The sequence below is a fragment of the Amycolatopsis sp. NPDC006125 genome (genome assembly GCF_040614195.1).
Lineage (GTDB): Bacteria > Actinomycetota > Actinomycetes > Mycobacteriales > Pseudonocardiaceae > Amycolatopsis_E > Amycolatopsis_E tucumanensis.
This window is the reverse complement of sequence record NZ_JBEXTZ010000012.1, coordinates 28369-46089: the sequence shown is the minus strand read 5'-3', so window position 1 is coordinate 46089 and position 17721 is coordinate 28369. Positions and strand designations below refer to the sequence as shown.

Here is a 17721-nt window from a genome sequence, read left to right as displayed (position 1 = left end):
GCGCAGCCATTGTGTTACCTAGAGCAAACCGTTGGGATCAGGTTCACACCATCTCGGCCGCGGTGGGCGGCTCGGCGCCACTCCGCGAGACGGTGATGGACGCAGCCTTGGCCGCGAAAGTCAAGGCCTCGCGCCAGCCGGACTCACCCAGATCCGTGAGCGTGCCCACATTCCGATCGTGCAGCCACGACAACAGCGCGCCCTGCACCGTGTCGCCGGCGCCGATCGTGTCGACGAGCTGCGCGGGCGCGGACGGTACCGAAACGGTCACGGATCCGGTGTGGACGGCCAGACCGTCGCCGCCGCGGGTCAGGACGACGGCGTCGACCCCGGCGTCCAGCCACGACTTGATCGCCGCGTCCAGCCCGGCTGCGCCGGCCAGCCACTCGCCGTCATCGTCGGACAGCTTCAGCAGGCGCACGTCCGGCAGCCACGAGGTGAACCGGCGGCGGTAGGCGTCGGCGTCGGCGATGAGGTCGGCCCGGATGTTCGGGTCCAGCGCGGTCAGCACACCGCGGGCGGCTTCGCGGCGCAGCACCGTCTCGTAACTGGTGGCGCCGGGCTCCAGGACCATGCCGAGCGTGCCCAGGCACAGCACGGTGACGTCCTCGGGCAGCGGGCCCGGGTCGGCGACGAGCCGGTCGGCCGTGCCCTCGGTGTAGAAGGTGTAGCTCGCCGACCCGTTCGGCGCGAGCGCCACCACGGCGAGGGTCGTGTTCTCCGGACCCTCCTGCACCATCGATATGTCGACGTTCGACGCCGTCAGCCGCTCCCGCAGGGCCTGGCCGAAGCGGTCGGTCGAGATCCGGGACAGGAACGCGGTCGGCGTGCCGAGCCGCCCGGCCGCGAGGGCCACGTTGTACGGGCCGCCGCCGAGGCGCGGCACCAGGGACGTCAGGCCGTCGTTCGTCTTCTCGGCACCCGGCACCAGGTCGACCAGCGCCTCACCACCCACCACGATCACGGGCGAGATGCTAGCCCGCCGAGCAACAGTTCGGACAACGCCGTGAAGGCCTCCGCATCCGACACCCCGGTCCGCGAGCCGACCACCCCGGTCTGGATGGCCTCGACGAGCACCGCGGCCATCTCCGCGATGAGCGTCGCGTGCACGTCCCGGAACACCCCGTCCGCGACGCCCTTGGCGATGAACGACCGGATCTTCGCCGCCGCGGCCCTGCTGTTCAGCTCGTAGGCCGCGCGCGCCGGGGCGAAGTCGTTGATGTCCCGCATGAACGCCGGGGACGCCCGGTTCAGGTACTCGGCGATGCCGCTCAGGTAGACGCCGATGATCTCGCGCGCGTCCTCGATGCCGGCGGTCCGCTCGTCGAGCAGGTCGGCGGCGCCCTTGAAGTAGTGCGCCACGACGCGGACGGCGAGCTGTTCCTTGCTCGGCGCCAGCGCGTACAGCGTCGACTTCGAGCAGTGCGTCTTCGCGGCCAGGTCGTCGAGCGTGAAGTGGACGAAGCCCTCGACCAGGAACAACTCCTCCAGCTCGGCGAGCAGCGCCCGCTGCCGGGCGGTCAGCGCCTTGCCGCCCGGGGGTCGTAGCGCCTCGCGACTGGTCATCGGACCACCGTATGTGCTGTACTGGAGACGATTACAGAGTACTGTTTTGAGTACACCCCCGGAGGCGAAGATGCCGGTCGACCGCCTGCTCCCCGGCCGCGAGTACGAGGACCTGCTCGCGCTGGCGACGGAACTGGCCCGCGACGAGCTCAAGCCGCTCGCCGCCGAGTACGAGGAGGCCGAGCGCTTCCCGCGCGAGCAGTTCCGGCTGCTCGGCAAGTCGGGCCTGCTCGGGCTGCCGTACTCCGAGCGCTGGGGCGGCGGCGAGGTGCCGTACGAGGTGTACCTGCAGGTCCTGGAGGAGATCGCGGCCGCGTGGATGTCGGTCGGCGTCGGGCTGTCCGTGCACACGATGTCCTGCTACGCGCTGGCCCACTACGGCACCGACGAGCAGCGCGACCGGTGGCTGCCGGACATGCTCGAGGGGCAGTTGCTGGGTGCGTACGCGCTGTCGGAGTCGCACGCCGGGTCCGACGCGGCGGCGCTGTCGACGCGGGCGCGGCTGGACGGTGACCAGTACGTCGTCAACGGCACGAAGGCGTGGATCACGCACGGCGGCGAGGCCGACTTCTACACGACGATGGTGCGCACCGGCGAGTCCGAGATCTCGTGCCTGCTGGTGGACGGCCGCACGCCGGGCCTGTCCGCGGCGCCGCCGGAGCGGAAGATGGGACTCACCGGGTCGACCACCGCGCAGATGATCTTCGCCGACGCGCGGGTGGACGCCGACCGGCTGATCGGCCCGGCGGGCGCCGGGATGCGCATCGCGCTGTCCTCATTGGACTCCGGACGGCTCGGGATCGCCGCCTGCGCGGTGGGTCTGGCGCAGGCGGCGCTCGACGAGGCCGTCGCGTACGCGAAGGTCCGCACGCAGTTCGGCAAGCCGATCATCGACTTCCAGGGGCTGGAGTTCCTGCTCGCCGACATGGCCGCCGCGGTCGACTCGGCGCGCGCGACGTACTTGGACGCGGCACGGCGGCGCGACCGCGGGATGCCGTTCGGCCGCCAGGCGTCGGTCGCGAAGCTGATCGCGACCGACGCGGCGATGAAGGTGACCACCGACGCCGTCCAGGTCCTCGGCGGCGCCGGCTACACGCGGGACTTTCCGGTGGAGCGCTACATGCGAGAGGCGAAGGTGCCGCAGATCTTCGAGGGCACCAACCAGATCCAGCGCATGGTGATCGCGCGGCACCTGAAGCGCGCCTGAGCCGATGCGGCGCCGCTGGGTGTGCGACTCGGGCGGCTGAACGCAGACCTCGCGCGGCGGAGCGCGGGACTCGCGCGGCCCTCGCGGGCGTGAGTTCCGCGAGCGCGGGGCGCGGCGAGCGTGAGCCATCGCGGCGCCGCTGAGCACGGGACTCGCGTGGCGGATCGTGGGACTCGCGAGACCCGCGAGTCCCACCTTCGAGGGCGGCGCCCCCGGGACCTACTCCGCGTAGCGGCGCGGCGTCACCACGCCCTCGCCGCTGGTGTCGTCGAAGCGGTAGACCTCCTGGCCGCGCACGAAGACCCGCATGGCGCGGTTCATCACGTCCAGCGGGTCGCCCGACCACAGCACGATGTCGGCGTCCAGGCCCGGCTTCAGCGAGCCGATCCGGTCGTCCAGCGACAGCATCGCCGCCGGGTTGACCGTCAGCGCCCGCAGCGCGGTCTCCGGGTCCAGCCCGTCCTTCACGGCGAGCGCGGCCTGGTAGACGAGGAAGTTGATCGGTACCACCGGGTGATCGGTGGTGATCGCGATCTTCACCCCGGCCCGCGCCAGGATGCCGGCCGACCGCAGCGTCCGGTTCCGCAGCTCGACCTTCGACCGCGTGGTGAACAGCGGCCCGAGGATCACCGGGACGTCCTTCTCCGCCAGCACATCGGCGATCAGGTGCCCCTCGGTGCCGTGGTTGACCACCAGCTTGTAGCCGAACTCCTCGGCGAGCCGGATCGCGGTCACGATGTCGTCGGCGCGGTGGGTGTGCTGGTCCCAGTACAGCTCGCCGTCGAGGACCTTCGCCAGGGTTTCCAGCGTCAGGTCGACGTCGAACGGCTTGCCCTCGGCCCGCGCGTGGTCGCGCTGCGCCGCGTAGTTGCGGGCCTTCGTGAACGCCTCGCGGATGATCGCCGCGACACCGAGCCTGGTCGACGGCGTCTGGTTCTTGTCGCCGTACACGCGCTTCGGGTTCTCGCCCAGCGCGCTCTTCACGCTGACCGCCTCGTCGAAGACCATGTCGAGCGCGGTGCGGCCCCACGTCTTCACCGCGACGGTCTGCCCGCCGATCGGGTTGCCGGAACCGGGCTTGATCACCACGCTGGTGACCCCGCCGGAGAGGGCGTCGTCGAAGCCGATCTCGAACGGGTCGATGCCGTCGATCGCCCGGAAGCGGGCGCCGTTCGGGTCGGTCATCTCGTTCGTGTCGTTGCCGGCCCAGCCCTCGCCCTCCTCGTGCACGCCGAGGTGGGTGTGAGCGTCGACGAACCCGGGCAGCACCCAGGTGCCCGACGCGTCCACCAGCTCCGCGTCCTCCGGGACGTCGACCTCCGCGGCCGTGCCGACCGCGGTGATCCTGCCGTTCTCGACCAGGACCGTGCCGCCGTCGATCGGGTCACCCTCGACCGGCACCACGTATCCGCCAACAATCGCCTTCACCATGGTCAGCCACGCTAACGGAACCGCTTCTCCAGGTGCACGAGGTGGTAGTGCGCCTCGGGGGTTCGTCCGGTTTCGACATATCCCAGCCGGGCGTACAGCCGCAGCGGGCCTTCGCTGAGCTCGCCCGTGAACAGCCGCAGCACCCGCACCTCCGGCGGCAGCCGGTCCTCGGCGGCCTTCATCAGCGCCGAGCCGAGTCCCGCGCCCTGACGGTCGGGCGCGACGACCAGCCGTCCGACCTCGCCCACCTCGCCCCGCAAACGGATCCGGACACTCGCGACCAACCGCCCCGACTCGCGGATGCCCCACGTGACCACGCCGGGATCGGTCAGCACGGCACGCAGCTCGTCGAGGGTCTCGACCAGCGGCGGCAGGTCGAGGCTCCGGTGCGCCCGCGCCTCGGTGACGAACGCGGCGCGCTGCAGGGTCAGCAGCTCGCCCGCGTCCGCTGTGCCAAGTCTGACCGGGTCAGCCATGGACGCGGATGCCCCAGCTGCCGGTCCACGAGCCGCCCGGCTCCAGCTCGATCAGGTCGGTGCCGGAGTTCAGCGCGTCGGCCGGGCAGGTCATCGGCTCGATCGCGACGGCGCGGCCGCGGCCGACCAGGTCGGTGGGCGTGAACACCTGCACCCAGCCGAAGTCCGGCCCGGCCCACACGTCGACGCTGCGCTCGCCGTGGGACAGCACGTGGTGGAACCGGCCGTCCTCGGCCGCGACGAGACCGCCGAACGCGGTGTCCAGGTCGACCTCGGCGAGAACCCGGCCCTCGCGGAAGTCGTACTCGGTGCCCGCGGTGTCCTGCTCGTCGCCGTAGGGCAGCTGCTGGTCACCCACGTAGGGGCGCACCCGGGTCGCCGGCAGGGTCAGCGTCAGCTCGTCGGTCGGCACGTCGCCGATGCGGAAGTACGGGTGCGCGCCGACGCCGACCCCGATGGCGGATTCGCCCTCGTTGCGGATCTCGTGGGTGACGGTCAGCTCGCGCGGCGCCAGGTCGTAGGTGATCCGCGCCTGCAGCGGCACCGGCCAGCCGGGCTGCTTCCCGACCTCGATCTCGAACGTGATCGACGATTCGGCGTGCTCGACGAGCGTCCACTCGCGGTGCCGGGTCAGGCCGTGGATCGCGTTGCCGCGGGCCTCCTCGGTGACCTCCAGCTGCTGTTCCTCGCCCTGGTAGGTCCAGCGCGCGGCCTTGGTCCGGTTGGGCCACGGCAGCAGGATCTGCCCGGCGCCCTTCGGCGGGTGCTCGTCCTCGGCGAAGGTCTCCAGGTAGGGCACGCCGCTGATCTCGAACGTCCGCAGGCCCGCACCGATCTCGGTGACGACGGCGCGCGCGTTGCCGCGGGTGATCTCGAACTGCTGTCCCGTGGGGTTGGCCATGCGACGAACATAGCGCCCGGAGAACTAACTAGACCGGTCGTCATAGTTTGGGCTACGGTGATGGTCATGGTCCGGAGAACCGACACCCGCAACCGCATGGTCGCCTCGGCCGCGGAGCTGTTCCACACGCAGGGCTACCACGCGACCGGGCTGAACCAGCTGGTCAGCGCCGGTGGCGCGCCGAAGGGCTCGCTCTACTTCCACTTCCCCGGCGGCAAGGAGCAGCTGGCCGCCGAGGCGGTCGCGTTCTCCAGCGAGAACATGGCAGCCCTGCTGCGCGCGACGCTCGACTCCGCGCCGGACGCCGCGACGGCCATCACGCGGGTGATCGACGCGCTGGGCCGCAACCTCGTCGGCTCCGGCTACCGGTCCGGCTGTCCGATCGCGACGGTCGCGCTCGACGCCGGCGACAGCGAACCGATCCGCCAGGCGTGCACGGACGGGTACACGTCCTGGCACGCCGTCATCACCGAGTACCTCGCGGGACAGGGCATCGCGGCCGGGAAGGCGGCGACGCTGGCGACCATCGCGCTCAGCGCCATCGAGGGCGCCCTGCTCCTGGCCAAGACCCAGCACGACCTCGCGCCGCTGCACGCCGTCGGCGAGCACCTGCGCGCCACCTTCGAACGGGAGCTGCCTTGAAGGTCCACCACCTCAACTGCGGAACCATGCGCCCGCTCGGCGGCCGCCTGATCGACGGCCGCGGCGGGTTCCTGCACCGCGCCGAGCTGGTCTGCCACTGCCTGCTCGTCGACACCGGCGCCGAGCTGGTGCTGATCGAGACCGGCGTGGGGTCGCCGGCCGTCGACCGCGCCGCCGAGTGGCTGGGCGCGAATTTCGTGCGCATGGTCGGCATGCGGACGTCGGTGGCGGAGACCGCCGCCGAGCAGGTCCGGCGGCTCGGCTACGACGTCGAGGACGTCCGGCACATCGTCCTGACGCACCTCGACCTCGACCACGCGGGCGGGCTGGTCGACTTCCCGCACGCCACCGTGCACGTCTACGCCGAGGAACTGCGGGCCCTGCAATCACCGCGCGACGCGAAGGAACGCCTGCGGTACAAGCAGGTCCACTTCGCACACGGTCCACAGTGGAGCAGCTACGCGGACACCGGCGAGGAGTGGTTCGGCTTCGGCGCGGTGCGGGAGCTGAAGGAGCTGCCGCCGGAGATCCTGCTGGTCCCGCTCGGCGGGCACACGCGCGGGCACGCCGGGGTGGCGGTGGACACCGGCGACGGCTGGCTGCTGCACGCCGGTGACGCGTTCTTCCACCACGGCCAGATCGACCCGGCCCGCCCACACGCCACCCCGGGCCTCGCTTGGTTCGAGGCCCGGGTGGAGACCGTGTCCGGCGCGCGGCGGGAGAACCACCGGCGGTTGCGCGAACTGGTGCGCGAACACGGCGACGAGGTCACGGTGCTGTCGGCGCACGATCCTTGGTTCCTGAGGCACGCATCGCGAACCAGTTGACCACCCACAGCAGGAGACCGACGCCGAGCAGGATCGCCGCGATCACGTAGTCCCGCGCCGGCCGGCCGGACAGCGGGCTCACCAGGTACAGGCAGAACACCGCGGCCAGCGCCGGGATGATGGTGGGTGCGCGGAAGTGCGGGTGGTCCACCTTCTCCCGGCGCAGCACCAGCACGGCGATGTTGACGATGGCGAACACCAGCAGCAGCAACAGCGCCGTCGTGCCGCCGAGCACCCCGATGTCCACGGTGGACACCAACACGATCGCGATGAGGCTGGTGAACAAGATCGACACCCACGGCGTGCGGCGCAGCGGGTGCACCGTGCCGAGCACCTTCGGGATGATCCGCTCGTTCGACATGCCGTAGAGCAGGCGGCTGGCCATCAGCATGTTGATCAGGGCCGAGTTGATGACCGCGAACAAGCCGATCGCGGAGAACACCTCGCGCGGGAAGCCGGGCGCGCCGACGTCGAGCACCTTCAGCAGGGCGTTGCTCTTCGCGGCGGACAGCTCGTCCGCCGGCACCAGCAGGGAGGAGGTCAGCGACACCAGCACGTAGATGGTGGCCGCGACGACCATGCCCCACAGCATCGCCTTCGGGAAGATGCGCACCGGGTCGCGGCACTCCTCGGCCATGTTGACCGAGTCCTCGAACCCGACCATCGCGAAGAACGCCAGCGAGGTCGCCGAGGTGATGGCGACGAGCGCGGTCTGGTCGGCGGTGTCGATCTCGACGAGGCGGCCGGCGTCGCCGGAGCCGTTGAGCACCGCCCACACGCCGACACCGATGATGATCAGCAGGCCGGACACCTCGATGCAGGTGAGCACCAGGTTCGTCTTCACCGACTCGCTCACGCCGCGGAAGTTGATGGCGGCGAGCCCGACGATGAACAGCGGCGCGATCAGCCAGCCAGGGAGGTCGACGAACTCCTTCAGGTAGGTGTTGGCGAACGCGATCGCGGCCGAGGACGCGGACGTGATGCCCGAGCACATCACCGCGAACGCGACCATGAACGTCAGGAACGGGATGCGGAAGGCGCGGTTGGTGTAGAGCGCGGCGCCCGCCGCTTTCGGGTACTTCCCGACGAGTTCGAGGTAGCTGAACGCGGTCATGAACGCGACCACGAAGGCCAGCAGGAAGGGCAGCCACAGCGCGCCGCCGACGCGTCCGGCCACCTGCCCGGTCAGGGCGTAGACGCCGGTGCCGATGATGTCCCCGACCACGAAGAACAGCAGGAGCTTCGGGCCGATGACCCGTTTGAGGGCCGGTTCCTGAGTAGCGTTCACCTCAGTCATGCCCGAGAAGTGTGCCCGAATCCGGATTGCCCGGCCACGCTTTCGGGGTAATGCCCGCCGTTTGGATCAACGCTGGGGGGTAACACCGGTGCGTCGACGGCTTTCGAAGGGGCACCGCCGAATGGCCGAGCGCCCGCGCGCCGCGCCCGCGGGGGGCCGGAGGACGATCCCGACGTCCTCCGGCCCCGGTGGCACGCGTGACCGGCCGGGCACCGGGTAACCGGAACCGTGGACGGTTACCTGGCGATCTACCTCAACGACCAGCTCGCGCTCGGCATCGGCTGGCGTGAGCTGGCCCGGCGGGCCGCGGGCAGCAACCGCGGCACCGAAGTGGGTGACGCACTCGCGCACGTGGCGACGGAGATCGCCGAGGACGTGGACACCTTCCGGTCGATCATGGACCAGCTCGGCGTGCGCCAGAACCCGCTCAAGACGGCCGCGGTGTTCGGGGCCGAGCGGCTCGCCCGCCTCAAACCCAACGGGCGGCTGCTGGCGTACTCACCGCTGAGCCGCTTCCTGGAACTGGAAGTGCTGACCATGGGGATCGACGGGAAGAAGCAGCTGTGGACCACGCTGCGGGACCTGGCCGGGCTCGCCGACCGGGTCCCCGGAGTCGATTTCGACGCGCTGATCGAACGGGCCGCGGGGCAGCGTTCGCTGCTGGAGCCGCACCGCGTCCAGGCGGGGACAGAAGCGTTCAGGGCCGGGTGATCACGCCGAAGTCCACTCCGGACGGATCGGTGATCGTCGCGATGCGGCCGTACACGAAGTCCTCCGGTTCGGTGGACTTCCCGCCCGCCGCGAGCGCCCGCGCGATCGTCTCGTCGGTGTCGGCCACCTCGAACGTCGTGGACCACCTGGAGTCCGCAGGGCCGGGCACGCCCATGATCCCGCCGACTTCGTGCCCGTCGGGGCGGCGGAGGAACGTGAAGTCCAGCTCGGGCAGGTCTGCGTTGCGGTCCAGCGTGAAGCCGAACACCTGCGGGTAGAAGGCGCGGGCGTGCTCGGGCCGCGCGGTGGTCAGGTCGTTGCGGACGAGCGAGCCGGGCTCGTTGACCACCTGGCAGCCGGGCAGCTCACGCCCCTGCCACAACCCGAACCGCGCGCCGACCGGGTCCACCGCCAGCGCGATCCGGGCGCGGTCGCCGAATTCGGCGGGACCCTCGACGACCTGCCCGCCCGCGGCGCGCACCCGCTTCGCGGTGGCGTCGCAGTCGGCGGTCGCGAGGTACGTCGTCCAGGCCGGGGCGCCTTCGGCGAACCCGGCGGCCACGCGGTCGCCCAGCAGGAACAGGTCGTCGCGCGTGGTCCACCCGAACACGGCGCGGTAGAACGCGGTGGCGCGCGGGAGGTCGGGGGCGGTGAGGGCCATCCAGGTCGGGGTGCCCTCGGGCTGGTTGGTGTCGACGGAGCTCATACCGCGAACGGTAGGAGCCGAGCAGGTCAGTTCCCGTCCTACTTCGCCACCGCCGCGGCCCGGTAGCGCCAGAACGCCGGCAGCAGCGCGACGGCGATCGCGATGAACACGATGACCAGCACCCCGCCACCGGTCGCGGCGGCGGCCGTGCCGACCGCGGCCGCGGTCCAGCCGTGCGTGAGGTCGGCGATCCGGGGCCCGCCCGCGACGACGACCGTGAACGCGCCCTGCATGCGGCCGCGCATCTCGTCGGTCGCGGCCATCACCAGGATCGCCTGCCGGTAGATCGCGCTGACCATGTCCGCCGCGCCGGCCAGGCACAGGAACACCACGGCGAGCCACAGCGAGCTCGACAGCCCGAACCCGACGATGGCCAGGCCCCAGGCGCAGATCGCGATCGTGACGGCGACGCCCTGCCTGCGGACGCGGCCGAGCCAGCCGGAGAACAGCCCGATGACCACCGAGCCGATCGGGATCGCCGCGTACAGCCAGCCCAGGGCGAGGCCACCGCCGGGCGGGTCGCCGAACGTGCGCTCGGCCATCTCCGGGAACAACGCGCGCGGCATGCCGGCGACCATGGCGATGATGTCCACGACGAACGAGGCGAGCAGGACCTTCTGGGTGCCCATGTAGCGGAAGCCGTCGAGGACGTCCTTCAGCCCGGCGGCCCGGACGGTGCCGGACAGCGGCGGCAGCGGGGGCAGCCGCCAGACCGCGTACAGGGCGATGACCAAGGCGATCGTGTCGATGAGGTAGAGCGTGGGCAGGCCGATCACCGGCATCAGGGCGCCGGCGGCCATCGGCCCGAACACCATGCCGAACGTGTTGACGGTGCCGGACAGCGCGGCCGCCGCGGGCAGCAGTTCCGGTTCGATCAGCCGGGCCACGATCGCGCTGCGGGTCGGCATGTTGATCGCGAAGAACGCCTGGTTGAACGCGAGGAGCACGAAGACGAGCCACACCGAGCCGACGTCGAAGAACGCCTGCGCCCAGAGCAGGGCGGACACGACGGCGATGCCGGTGTTGCCGACGATGAGCAGCTTCCGGCGGTCGACGGTGTCGGCGATCGCGCCGCCCCACAGCCCGAAAACGAGCAGCGGCACCAGCGCGACGATGCCGGTCAGGCCGACGTACCCGGACGAGCCGGTGAGGTCGAAGACCTGCTTCGGCACGGCGACGGTGGTGAGCTGGCTGCCGATCGCGGTGATCGCGGTGCCGGTGAACAGGCGCCGGAAGGCGGGTGTGCGCAGCGGCCGCACGTCCACAACGACCGATTTCAGCAGTTTGCGCTTCTTACCCCGTTGTGACCCCGCCTCGACACTCACAACCGACCAGTTTAGCCGCGCTAACTAAACAGCGCTGGTGATTTAGCTCGCCGGCAGCAGGGCGGGAACGCAGAACTCGCGGCGGCGAGATCCGCGGTCGGCACGGGTCAGGGGGCGACGCGCTCGATGTGCCACCCGTCCTGGGTGCGCACGTACCGGAGCCGGTCGTGCAGCCGGTTCTGCTGCCCCTGCCAGAACTCGACGATCTCGGGCCGGATGCGCCACCCGCCCCAGTGCGGCGGCAGCGGCACCTCCTCGACGTCGCCGAAGCGGCGCTCGATCGAGGACAGCGCGACGTCCAGGTCCCGGCGGCTCGTGACGACCTTCGACTGCGGCGACGCCCAGGCCCCGAGCTGCGAGCCGCGCGGGCGCTGCTTCCAGTACTCGGCGGTCTCCTTGACGTCGACCTTCTCCACCTCGCCGCGCACGGTCACCTGCCGCTGCAGCGCGTACCAGGGGAAGGTCGCCGACGCGTACCGGGTCACGGTCAGGTCGTGGCTCTTCTTCGAGGTGTAGTTCGTGTAGAACACGACACCGCGCTCGTCGAGGCCCTTGCAGAGCACGGTGCGGGAGGACGGTCGACCTTCGGCGTCGGCGGTCGCCAGCACCATGGCGTTGGCTTCGGCGACCCCGGCGGCGATGGCCTCGTTCAGCCAGTCCTGCAGCTGCTCGGTCCAGCTGCCGGCCAGGTCGGCCTCGTCCAGCGCCTTGCCGTCGTAGGCCACCCGCATGCCGGGAAGGCGTACCGCAACGTCGTCGATGTTTTCGACCTCTGGCATGTGCCAACCTCCGACCCGCTTACTCACCCGTAACAGCTCACGTTAGGGCCTGGGGGGCCACTCCGAAAGCCAGCGAACGGTGACACCTGCCACGGCCCAGCAGCTCCTCGGCGGTGACCGCGTCCGGGGCGAGCGCGGTGATCAGGTGCCCCGCGACCGGCAGCGGCGTCACCGCCCACCAGTCGCCGCTCGACGGCTCCACCACCTCGTCGCCGACCAGCAGCTCGGTCGCCAGCACGCGGCGCCCGGCGAGGACGGCGGCGCTGGCGTCCAGGGCCGGGTCGCCGACGGTGAGGGTCTGGTCCAGCACCGGCCTGCCGCCCGAGGTGACGCGCTGCGACGTGGTGAGCCGTCCGGGTGCTTCACCCGCGCGGCCGAGGACCAGCACCTCGCGCGTGCGGAAACGTGCGGTCCCGTCCAGGGTCGCGATCAGCTCCGCGGTGTGCCGGGCCCGCGCGGTGACCACGGTCGGTTCCGGCAGGTACGCGAGCGACCCACCGGCGCCGACCTCGACCCGCACGGACGACCTGCTGGCCGCCGCGGCAGGGCCGGGCAGCGCGAGCGTCGCGGCGACGCCGGACAGTCGCAGGTCCGCGCCCGGCCCGACGCAGACCTCCAGCACCAGCTCGTCCCCGCCGAGCGGGGAGGTCGCCGAGTTGACCAGGTGGACCTGGGCCGCGGGACCGGACGCGCGCCGCGGCACCAGGGTCAGCGGCGCCATCGACTTCAGCTCCCGCAGCACCGTCCGCCCGCCGGCGACCTCGGCCACGAGCCGGGCGTGCGCCTTCACCCGGCGAGCTGCTTGCGCACCCAGGCCGCCACGTCGGGCGCGTCCGGCGTGCGCACCAGCGACTGGGTGATCACCGGCAGCTCCCCGCGCATGCGGTGGGCGTCGGAGGTCATCACGTCCATGTCGGCGTTGACCAGGTGGGCGATGTCGATCTTGTTGATCACCAGCAGGTCGGCCGTCGTGACGCCCGGCCCGCCCTTGCGCGGCACCTTGTCCCCGCCCGCGACGTCGACCACGAAGATCTGGCTGTCCGCCAGGCCCCGGCTGAACACCGCGGTCAGGTTGTCCCCGCCGCTTTCGATGATCACCAGCTCCAGGCCGGGGAACCGCTCCTCCAGCCGTTCCACCGCGTCCAGGTTGGCGGTGATGTCGTCGCGGATCGCGGTGTGCGGGCAGGCGCCGGTCTGCACGGCCTCGATGCGCGCCGGGTCGAGCACCCCGGCCTTGCGCAGGAAGTCGGCGTCCTCGGTGGTGTAGATGTCGTTGGTCACGACGGCGAGGTCGATCTCGTCCCCGAGCGCCCGGCACAGCGCGGCGGTCAGCGCGGTCTTGCCGCTGCCGACCGGCCCGCCGATGCCGATGCGGAAGGCCCGGCCGCGGGACGGCGGCGCCTCGTAGCGGTCGGGTTCGGTGGCCGTCGGGTCGAAGTTGACCGGGTGCACGTGGCCGTGCCCGTGTCCGTGTTCAGCTGGCAAAGAGACGCACCTCTTCCTGGTGGTGGCGCAGGTGTGCTTCGGCGAGCAGGTCCAGCGCCGGTGATCCCGGGGACGGCAGCCGCGCCGGGTCGGTCCCGGCGCAGCCGGCCGCCTTGTCCGCCACGGCTTCCAGGTCGGGCGCGAGCGCCGCGACCACCGCGTTCACCGCGAACGGGTCGAACCCCAGCAGCCGGACCGCCGCGCTCGCCGGCCCGCTGACCGCGAGGTAGGCGACGGTCAGCGCCGCGTCCCGCGGCGTGCCCCCGGAGACGCCGGTGAGCGCGCCGGTGATGATCGGGTGGTGCGGGCGCGGGGTGGCGGCCAGCAGCTCGTCGATCACCGGGGACGGCCAGGCGATGCGACCGGCGCGCGCGGTGCCGCGGCCCTGGGCGCGTGAGGCCGCGCGCTGGGCCGGGGACGGCGTGCGGGCGTCGAGCTCCTCGTCCAGCCGCGTCCACTGCCTGCACCCGACGGACGCGGCGGCGAAGGCGGCGGCGAGGTACCCGGCCGTCCACAAGCGACCGTGCAGGAAGCCCGGCAGGTCGCGCACCTCGCGGATCAGGCCGCGCGCCACGGCTTCCTCCAGCCCGCCGGAGTGCACGTGGCCGCCGCCCGGGAACCGGGAGTCGGCAAGCAGGATCGCGGAGATGCCCATCAGAACAGGAAGTACCGCTGGGCCATGGGCAGTTCGGCGACCGGCTGCGGCTCGATCAGCTCGCCGTCCACGTGCACGGCGAAGCTGTCCGCGTCGACCTGGATGTCCGGCAGCGCGTCGTTGAGCACCATGTCGGCCTTGGTCACCCGCCGCACGTTCTTCACCGGCACCAGCGCGCGGGTCACCGGAAGTTCGGTGCCGAGCGCCTCCGGCGCGACGAAGTACAGGCTGCTCGCGGCGGCCACGGACGGCGCGGCGCCGAACATGGGCCGCGCGAGCACCGGCTGCGGCGTCGGGATGGACGCGTTCGCGTCGCCCATCGCGGCCCACGCGACGAACCCGCCCTTGAGCACGACGTGCGGCTTGACGCCGAAGAACTTCGGCTCCCACAGCACCAGGTCGGCGAGCTTGCCGACCTCGACCGAACCGATCTCGCCGTCCATCCCGTGCGCGATGGCCGGGTTGATCGTGTACTTGGCGACATAGCGACGCGCCCGCAGGTTGTCCGCCGCACCGTCGCCGGGCAGCGCGCCGCGGCGGCGTTTCATCACGTGCGCGGTCTGCCAGGTGCGGATGATCACCTCGCCGATCCGGCCCATCGCCTGCGAGTCCGAGCTCATCATCGAGATCGCGCCGAGGTCGTGCAGCACGTCCTCGGCCGCGATGGTGCTCGGCCGGATCCGGCTCTCGGCGAAGGCCAGGTCCTCCGGCACCGACGGGTTGAGGTGGTGGCACACCATGAGCATGTCGAGGTGCTCGTCAAGGGTGTTGACCGTGTGCGGGCGGGTCGGGTTGGTCGACGACGGCAGGAAGTTCGGCAGCCCGGCGACCTTGATGATGTCCGGCGCGTGCCCGCCGCCGGCGCCCTCGGTGTGGTAGGCGTTGATCGACCGGCCGGCCACCGCGTCCACAGTGGACTCCAGGAACCCGGCCTCGTTGAGCGTGTCGGTGTGGATCGCCACCTGCACGCCGGATTCGTCGGCCACGGACAGGCACGCGTCGATCGCGGCCGGCGTGGTGCCCCAGTCCTCGTGCAGCTTGAACCCGCCCGCGCCGGCCGCGAGCTGCTCCCGCAGCGCTTCCGGCCGGACGGTGTTTCCCTTGCCCAGCAGCAGGACGTTGACCGGCTGGCCGTCCATCGCCTGCAACATCCGGGCCAGGTTCCACGGCCCCGGCGTGACCGTTGTGGCCTTCGTGCCCTCCGACGGGCCGGTGCCGCCGCCGACGAGCGTGGTCAGGCCGGAGGCCAGCGCGGTGTCGACGAGCTGCGGGCAGATGAAGTGGACGTGGCAGTCGACGCCACCCGCGGTGAGGATCTTCCCGTTGCCGGACAGGACCTCCGTGGCCGGGCCGATCACCAGGTCCGGGTCGACGCCGTCCATGGTGTCCGGGTTGCCCGCCTTGCCGATGCCGACGATCCGGCCGTCGCGCACACCCACGTCGGCCTTGACCACGCCCCAGTGGTCGAGCACGACGGCGCCGGTGATGACCAGGTCCGGCGCGCCCTCGGCGCGGGTCGCCATGCCCTGGCCCATCGACTCGCGGATCACCTTGCCGCCGCCGAAGAGCACCTCGTCGCCGGAGCCGGCGCCCATGCTGCGGTCCTCGGTGACCTCGATGAGCAGATCGGTGTCGGCCAGCCGGATCCGGTCTCCGGTCGTGGGCCCGAACAGCTCGGCGTAGCGCTCGCGGTCGATGCTGGTCACTCGGCGTCCTTCCGCAGGCCCGGCACCACGCCGCGGCCCGCCAGCGGCACCAGGCCGACCTCGCGCTCGACGCCCGGCTCGAAGCGGACGGAGGTGCCGGCGGGGATGTCCAGGCGGTGACCGCGCGCGGCCGCCCGGTCGAATTCGAGCGCCGGGTTCGTCACCGCGAAGTGGTAGTGCGAGCCGACCTGCAGCGGACGGTCACCGGTGTTGCTCACCCGCAACCGCACGCGTGGGCGACCCGGGTTCAGCTCCACGGGTGATTCCGCCGGGATGATCTCTCCTGGACGCACTCGGTGCTCCTCAGACGATCGGGTCGTGCACGGTGACGAGCTTCGTGCCGTCCGGGAAGGTGGCTTCGACCTGGACCGAGTCGACCATCTCGGGCACGCCGTCGAGCACCTGCTCCCGGGACAGCACGGACCGGCCGCTGGACATCAGCTCGGCGACCGTGCGGCCGTCGCGGGCGCCCTCCAGGACGTGGTCGGTGATGAGCGCGACGGCTTCCGGGTAGTTCAGGCGCACGCCGCGCTCCAGCCGCTTCCGCGCCACGTCGGCGGCGACGTGGACCAGCAACTTGTCGCGCTCCTGGGGGCTCAGGTGCATGGGCTCAGGTCTATCACCGCGTGGACGGCGACACGCAGGCGCGAAACACAGGATTTACGTGCGAACGGCCCATCCGGCTGAATCGTTCTCGTAATCGTGACCGAAACCACCGCATTCTTCGATTGCCCCTACGCCGTTCGAGGGGCATGGTGTGGTCACCGTGCGACGAGGCGCCCCCGAGCGCGTCACGCGCGCGTAACAACTCCATGTCGGGGAAGAATGCGCAGCGAAAGGTTTCACCAGTGACTACCTCAGCGCCCGTTGCGAACAACACTGAACCGGACGACGGGTTCAAGCCCGGTCTGGAAGGCGTGGTCGCCTTCCGCACCCAGATCGCCGAGCCGGACCGCAACGGCGGCGCGCTGCGCTACCGGGGCGTGGACATCGAAGACCTGGCAGGCAAGGTCAGCTTCGGCGACGTGTGGGGCCTGCTGGTCGACGGCCACTTCGGCAACGGCCTGCCGCCCGCCGAGCCGTTCCCGATCCCGGTGCACACCGGCGACGTCCGGGTCGACGCGCAGGCCGCGCTCGCGATGGTCGCGCCGATCTGGGGTTTCCGGCCGCTGCTGGACATCAGTGACGAGGAGGCGCGGGACAACCTCGCGCGCGCCTCGGTGATGGCGCTGTCGTACGTGGCGCAGTCCGCGCGCGGCGTCGGGGTGCCTGCCGTGCCGCAGTCCGCGGTGGACGCGGGGCACACGATCACCGAGCGGTTCATGATCCGCTGGCGCGGCGAGCCGGACCCGGCGCATGTCAAGGCCGTCGACGCGTACTGGGTGTCGGCGGCGGAGCACGGCCTCAACGCCTCGACGTTCACCGCGCGCGTGATCGCTTCGACGGGCGCCGACGTCGCGGCCGCGTTGTCCGGCGCGATCGGCGCGATGTCGGGCCCGCTGCACGGCGGCGCGCCCGCGCGGGTGCTGCCGATGATCGAGGCGGTCGAGAAGGAAGGCGACGCGCGCAAGGTGGTCAAGGGGATCCTCGACCGCAAGGAGCGCCTGATGGGCTTCGGGCACCGGGTGTACCGGGCGGAGGACCCGCGGGCCCGCGTGCTGCGGCGGACGTGCCGCGAGCTGGGCGCCGCGCGGTACGAGGTGGCCGAGGCGCTGGAGCAGGCCGCGCTGGCCGAGCTGCGCGAGCGGCGCCCGGACCGCGCGATCGAGACGAACGTCGAGTTCTGGGCGGCGGTCATTCTGGACTTCGCGCAGGTCCCGACGCACATGATGCCGGCCATGTTCACCTCGGCGCGCACCGCGGGCTGGGCGGCGCACATCCTGGAGCAGAAGCAGACCGGCCGGCTCGTCCGCCCCTCGGCGAGCTACGTCGGCCCCGGCCCGCGCTCGCCGGAGGAGGTCGAGGGCTGGTCGGCGGTCAAGCCGCTGTAGTCCGTCGCGGAATGCC

Annotated in this window: 20 protein-coding genes; 5 read left to right on the top strand and 15 right to left on the bottom strand. The window is 71.6% G+C overall.

Features of this window, described 5'->3' with window-relative positions; translation table 11 throughout:
- Nucleotides 1-43: 43 nt before the first annotated feature.
- Complete coding sequence (locus ABZ193_RS09010) at nt 44-964, bottom strand: carbohydrate kinase (protein WP_354709464.1); 921 nt, start codon at nt 962-964, stop codon at nt 44-46.
- A complete protein-coding gene (locus tag ABZ193_RS09005) occupies nt 961-1566 on the bottom strand; it encodes a TetR/AcrR family transcriptional regulator (RefSeq protein ID WP_020416856.1) in 606 nt (201 codons plus the stop codon). The genes ABZ193_RS09010 and ABZ193_RS09005 overlap by 4 nt, the downstream gene beginning before the upstream one ends.
- 70 nt (nt 1567-1636) lie before the next feature.
- On the opposite strand from ABZ193_RS09005, the gene ABZ193_RS09000 reads away from it, so the two are divergent.
- Entirely contained in the window at nt 1637-2773 is a 1137-nt protein-coding gene (locus ABZ193_RS09000; protein WP_354709509.1) for an acyl-CoA dehydrogenase family protein, read from the top strand.
- Nucleotides 2774-2992: 219 nt separating this feature from the next.
- Here ABZ193_RS09000 and ABZ193_RS08995 read toward each other — a convergent pair whose 3' ends face one another.
- The 3 genes from ABZ193_RS08995 to ABZ193_RS08985 are packed head-to-tail and all read right to left on the bottom strand — an operon-like array spanning nt 2993 to nt 5581.
- Nucleotides 2993-4204, bottom strand: a complete 1212-nt coding sequence (locus ABZ193_RS08995) for an amidohydrolase (RefSeq protein WP_237338965.1) — start codon at nt 4202-4204, stop codon at nt 2993-2995.
- A gap of 11 nt (nt 4205-4215) precedes the next feature.
- Complete coding sequence (locus tag ABZ193_RS08990) at nt 4216-4680, bottom strand: GNAT family N-acetyltransferase (protein ID WP_354709462.1); 465 nt, start codon at nt 4678-4680, stop codon at nt 4216-4218.
- Nucleotides 4673-5581 carry an aldose 1-epimerase family protein gene (locus tag ABZ193_RS08985; protein ID WP_237338967.1) on the bottom strand — a complete coding sequence of 303 codons (909 nt, stop codon included), beginning with the start codon at nt 5579-5581 and terminating at the stop codon, nt 4673-4675. The genes ABZ193_RS08990 and ABZ193_RS08985 overlap by 8 nt, the downstream gene beginning before the upstream one ends.
- 66 nt (nt 5582-5647) lie before the next feature.
- On the opposite strand from ABZ193_RS08985, the gene ABZ193_RS08980 reads away from it, so the two are divergent.
- Nucleotides 5648-6223, top strand: coding sequence for a TetR/AcrR family transcriptional regulator (locus ABZ193_RS08980; protein ID WP_237338968.1), 576 nt, complete (start codon nt 5648-5650; stop codon nt 6221-6223).
- A complete protein-coding gene (locus ABZ193_RS08975; protein ID WP_237338969.1) occupies nt 6220-7050 on the top strand; it encodes an MBL fold metallo-hydrolase in 831 nt (276 codons plus the stop codon). The genes ABZ193_RS08980 and ABZ193_RS08975 overlap by 4 nt, the downstream gene beginning before the upstream one ends.
- Here ABZ193_RS08975 and ABZ193_RS08970 read toward each other — a convergent pair.
- On the bottom strand, nt 6992-8347 hold the full coding sequence (locus ABZ193_RS08970; RefSeq protein ID WP_020416863.1) for an APC family permease: 1356 nt from the start codon (nt 8345-8347) through the stop codon (nt 6992-6994). The two genes, ABZ193_RS08975 and ABZ193_RS08970, sit on opposite strands and share 59 nt — an antisense overlap.
- Before the next feature lie 228 nt (nt 8348-8575).
- Between ABZ193_RS08970 and ABZ193_RS08965 the strand changes: the two genes are divergently transcribed.
- The gene (locus ABZ193_RS08965; protein WP_354709461.1) at nt 8576-9058 is read left to right on the top strand and encodes a hypothetical protein; all 483 of its coding nucleotides are present in this window, start codon (nt 8576-8578) and stop codon (nt 9056-9058) included.
- Here the strand turns inward: ABZ193_RS08965 and ABZ193_RS08960 are convergent.
- The 9 genes from ABZ193_RS08960 to ABZ193_RS08920 form a co-directional block, all read right to left on the bottom strand.
- Nucleotides 9045-9764 (bottom strand): VOC family protein, encoded by a 720-nt coding sequence (locus ABZ193_RS08960; protein ID WP_237338971.1) that lies wholly within the window; start codon nt 9762-9764, stop codon nt 9045-9047. The two genes, ABZ193_RS08965 and ABZ193_RS08960, sit on opposite strands and share 14 nt — an antisense overlap.
- Nucleotides 9765-9802: 38 nt before the next feature.
- Nucleotides 9803-11089 (bottom strand): MFS transporter, encoded by a 1287-nt coding sequence (locus ABZ193_RS08955; RefSeq protein WP_027935686.1) that lies wholly within the window; start codon nt 11087-11089, stop codon nt 9803-9805.
- 107 nt (nt 11090-11196) lie between these two features.
- Nucleotides 11197-11868 (bottom strand): pyridoxamine 5'-phosphate oxidase, encoded by a 672-nt coding sequence (gene pdxH / locus ABZ193_RS08950; RefSeq protein WP_027935687.1) that lies wholly within the window; start codon nt 11866-11868, stop codon nt 11197-11199.
- Between the two features lie 37 nt (nt 11869-11905).
- Nucleotides 11906-12658: an urease accessory protein UreD gene (locus tag ABZ193_RS08945; RefSeq protein WP_020416868.1), complete on the bottom strand. Its 753-nt coding sequence runs from the start codon at nt 12656-12658 to the stop codon at nt 11906-11908.
- Nucleotides 12655-13353: an urease accessory protein UreG gene (gene ureG / locus ABZ193_RS08940; protein ID WP_027935688.1), complete on the bottom strand. Its 699-nt coding sequence runs from the start codon at nt 13351-13353 to the stop codon at nt 12655-12657. The genes ABZ193_RS08945 and ureG overlap by 4 nt, the downstream gene beginning before the upstream one ends.
- A complete protein-coding gene (locus ABZ193_RS08935) occupies nt 13343-14008 on the bottom strand; it encodes an urease accessory UreF family protein (RefSeq protein WP_020416870.1) in 666 nt (221 codons plus the stop codon). Before ABZ193_RS08935 ends, ureG begins: the two co-directional genes overlap by 11 nt.
- On the bottom strand, nt 14008-15714 hold the full coding sequence (locus tag ABZ193_RS08930; protein ID WP_354709459.1) for an urease subunit alpha: 1707 nt from the start codon (nt 15712-15714) through the stop codon (nt 14008-14010). The genes ABZ193_RS08935 and ABZ193_RS08930 overlap by 1 nt, the downstream gene beginning before the upstream one ends.
- Nucleotides 15711-16007 (bottom strand): urease subunit beta, encoded by a 297-nt coding sequence (locus ABZ193_RS08925; protein ID WP_027935689.1) that lies wholly within the window; start codon nt 16005-16007, stop codon nt 15711-15713. The genes ABZ193_RS08930 and ABZ193_RS08925 overlap by 4 nt, the downstream gene beginning before the upstream one ends.
- Nucleotides 16008-16017: 10 nt before the next feature.
- Nucleotides 16018-16320 (bottom strand): urease subunit gamma, encoded by a 303-nt coding sequence (locus ABZ193_RS08920; RefSeq protein ID WP_020416873.1) that lies wholly within the window; start codon nt 16318-16320, stop codon nt 16018-16020.
- A 242-nt stretch (nt 16321-16562) separates the two neighbouring features.
- On the opposite strand from ABZ193_RS08920, the gene ABZ193_RS08915 reads away from it, so the two are divergent.
- Entirely contained in the window at nt 16563-17705 is a 1143-nt protein-coding gene (locus ABZ193_RS08915) for a citrate synthase 2 (RefSeq protein ID WP_027935690.1), read from the top strand.
- Nucleotides 17706-17721: the final 16 nt, after the last annotated feature.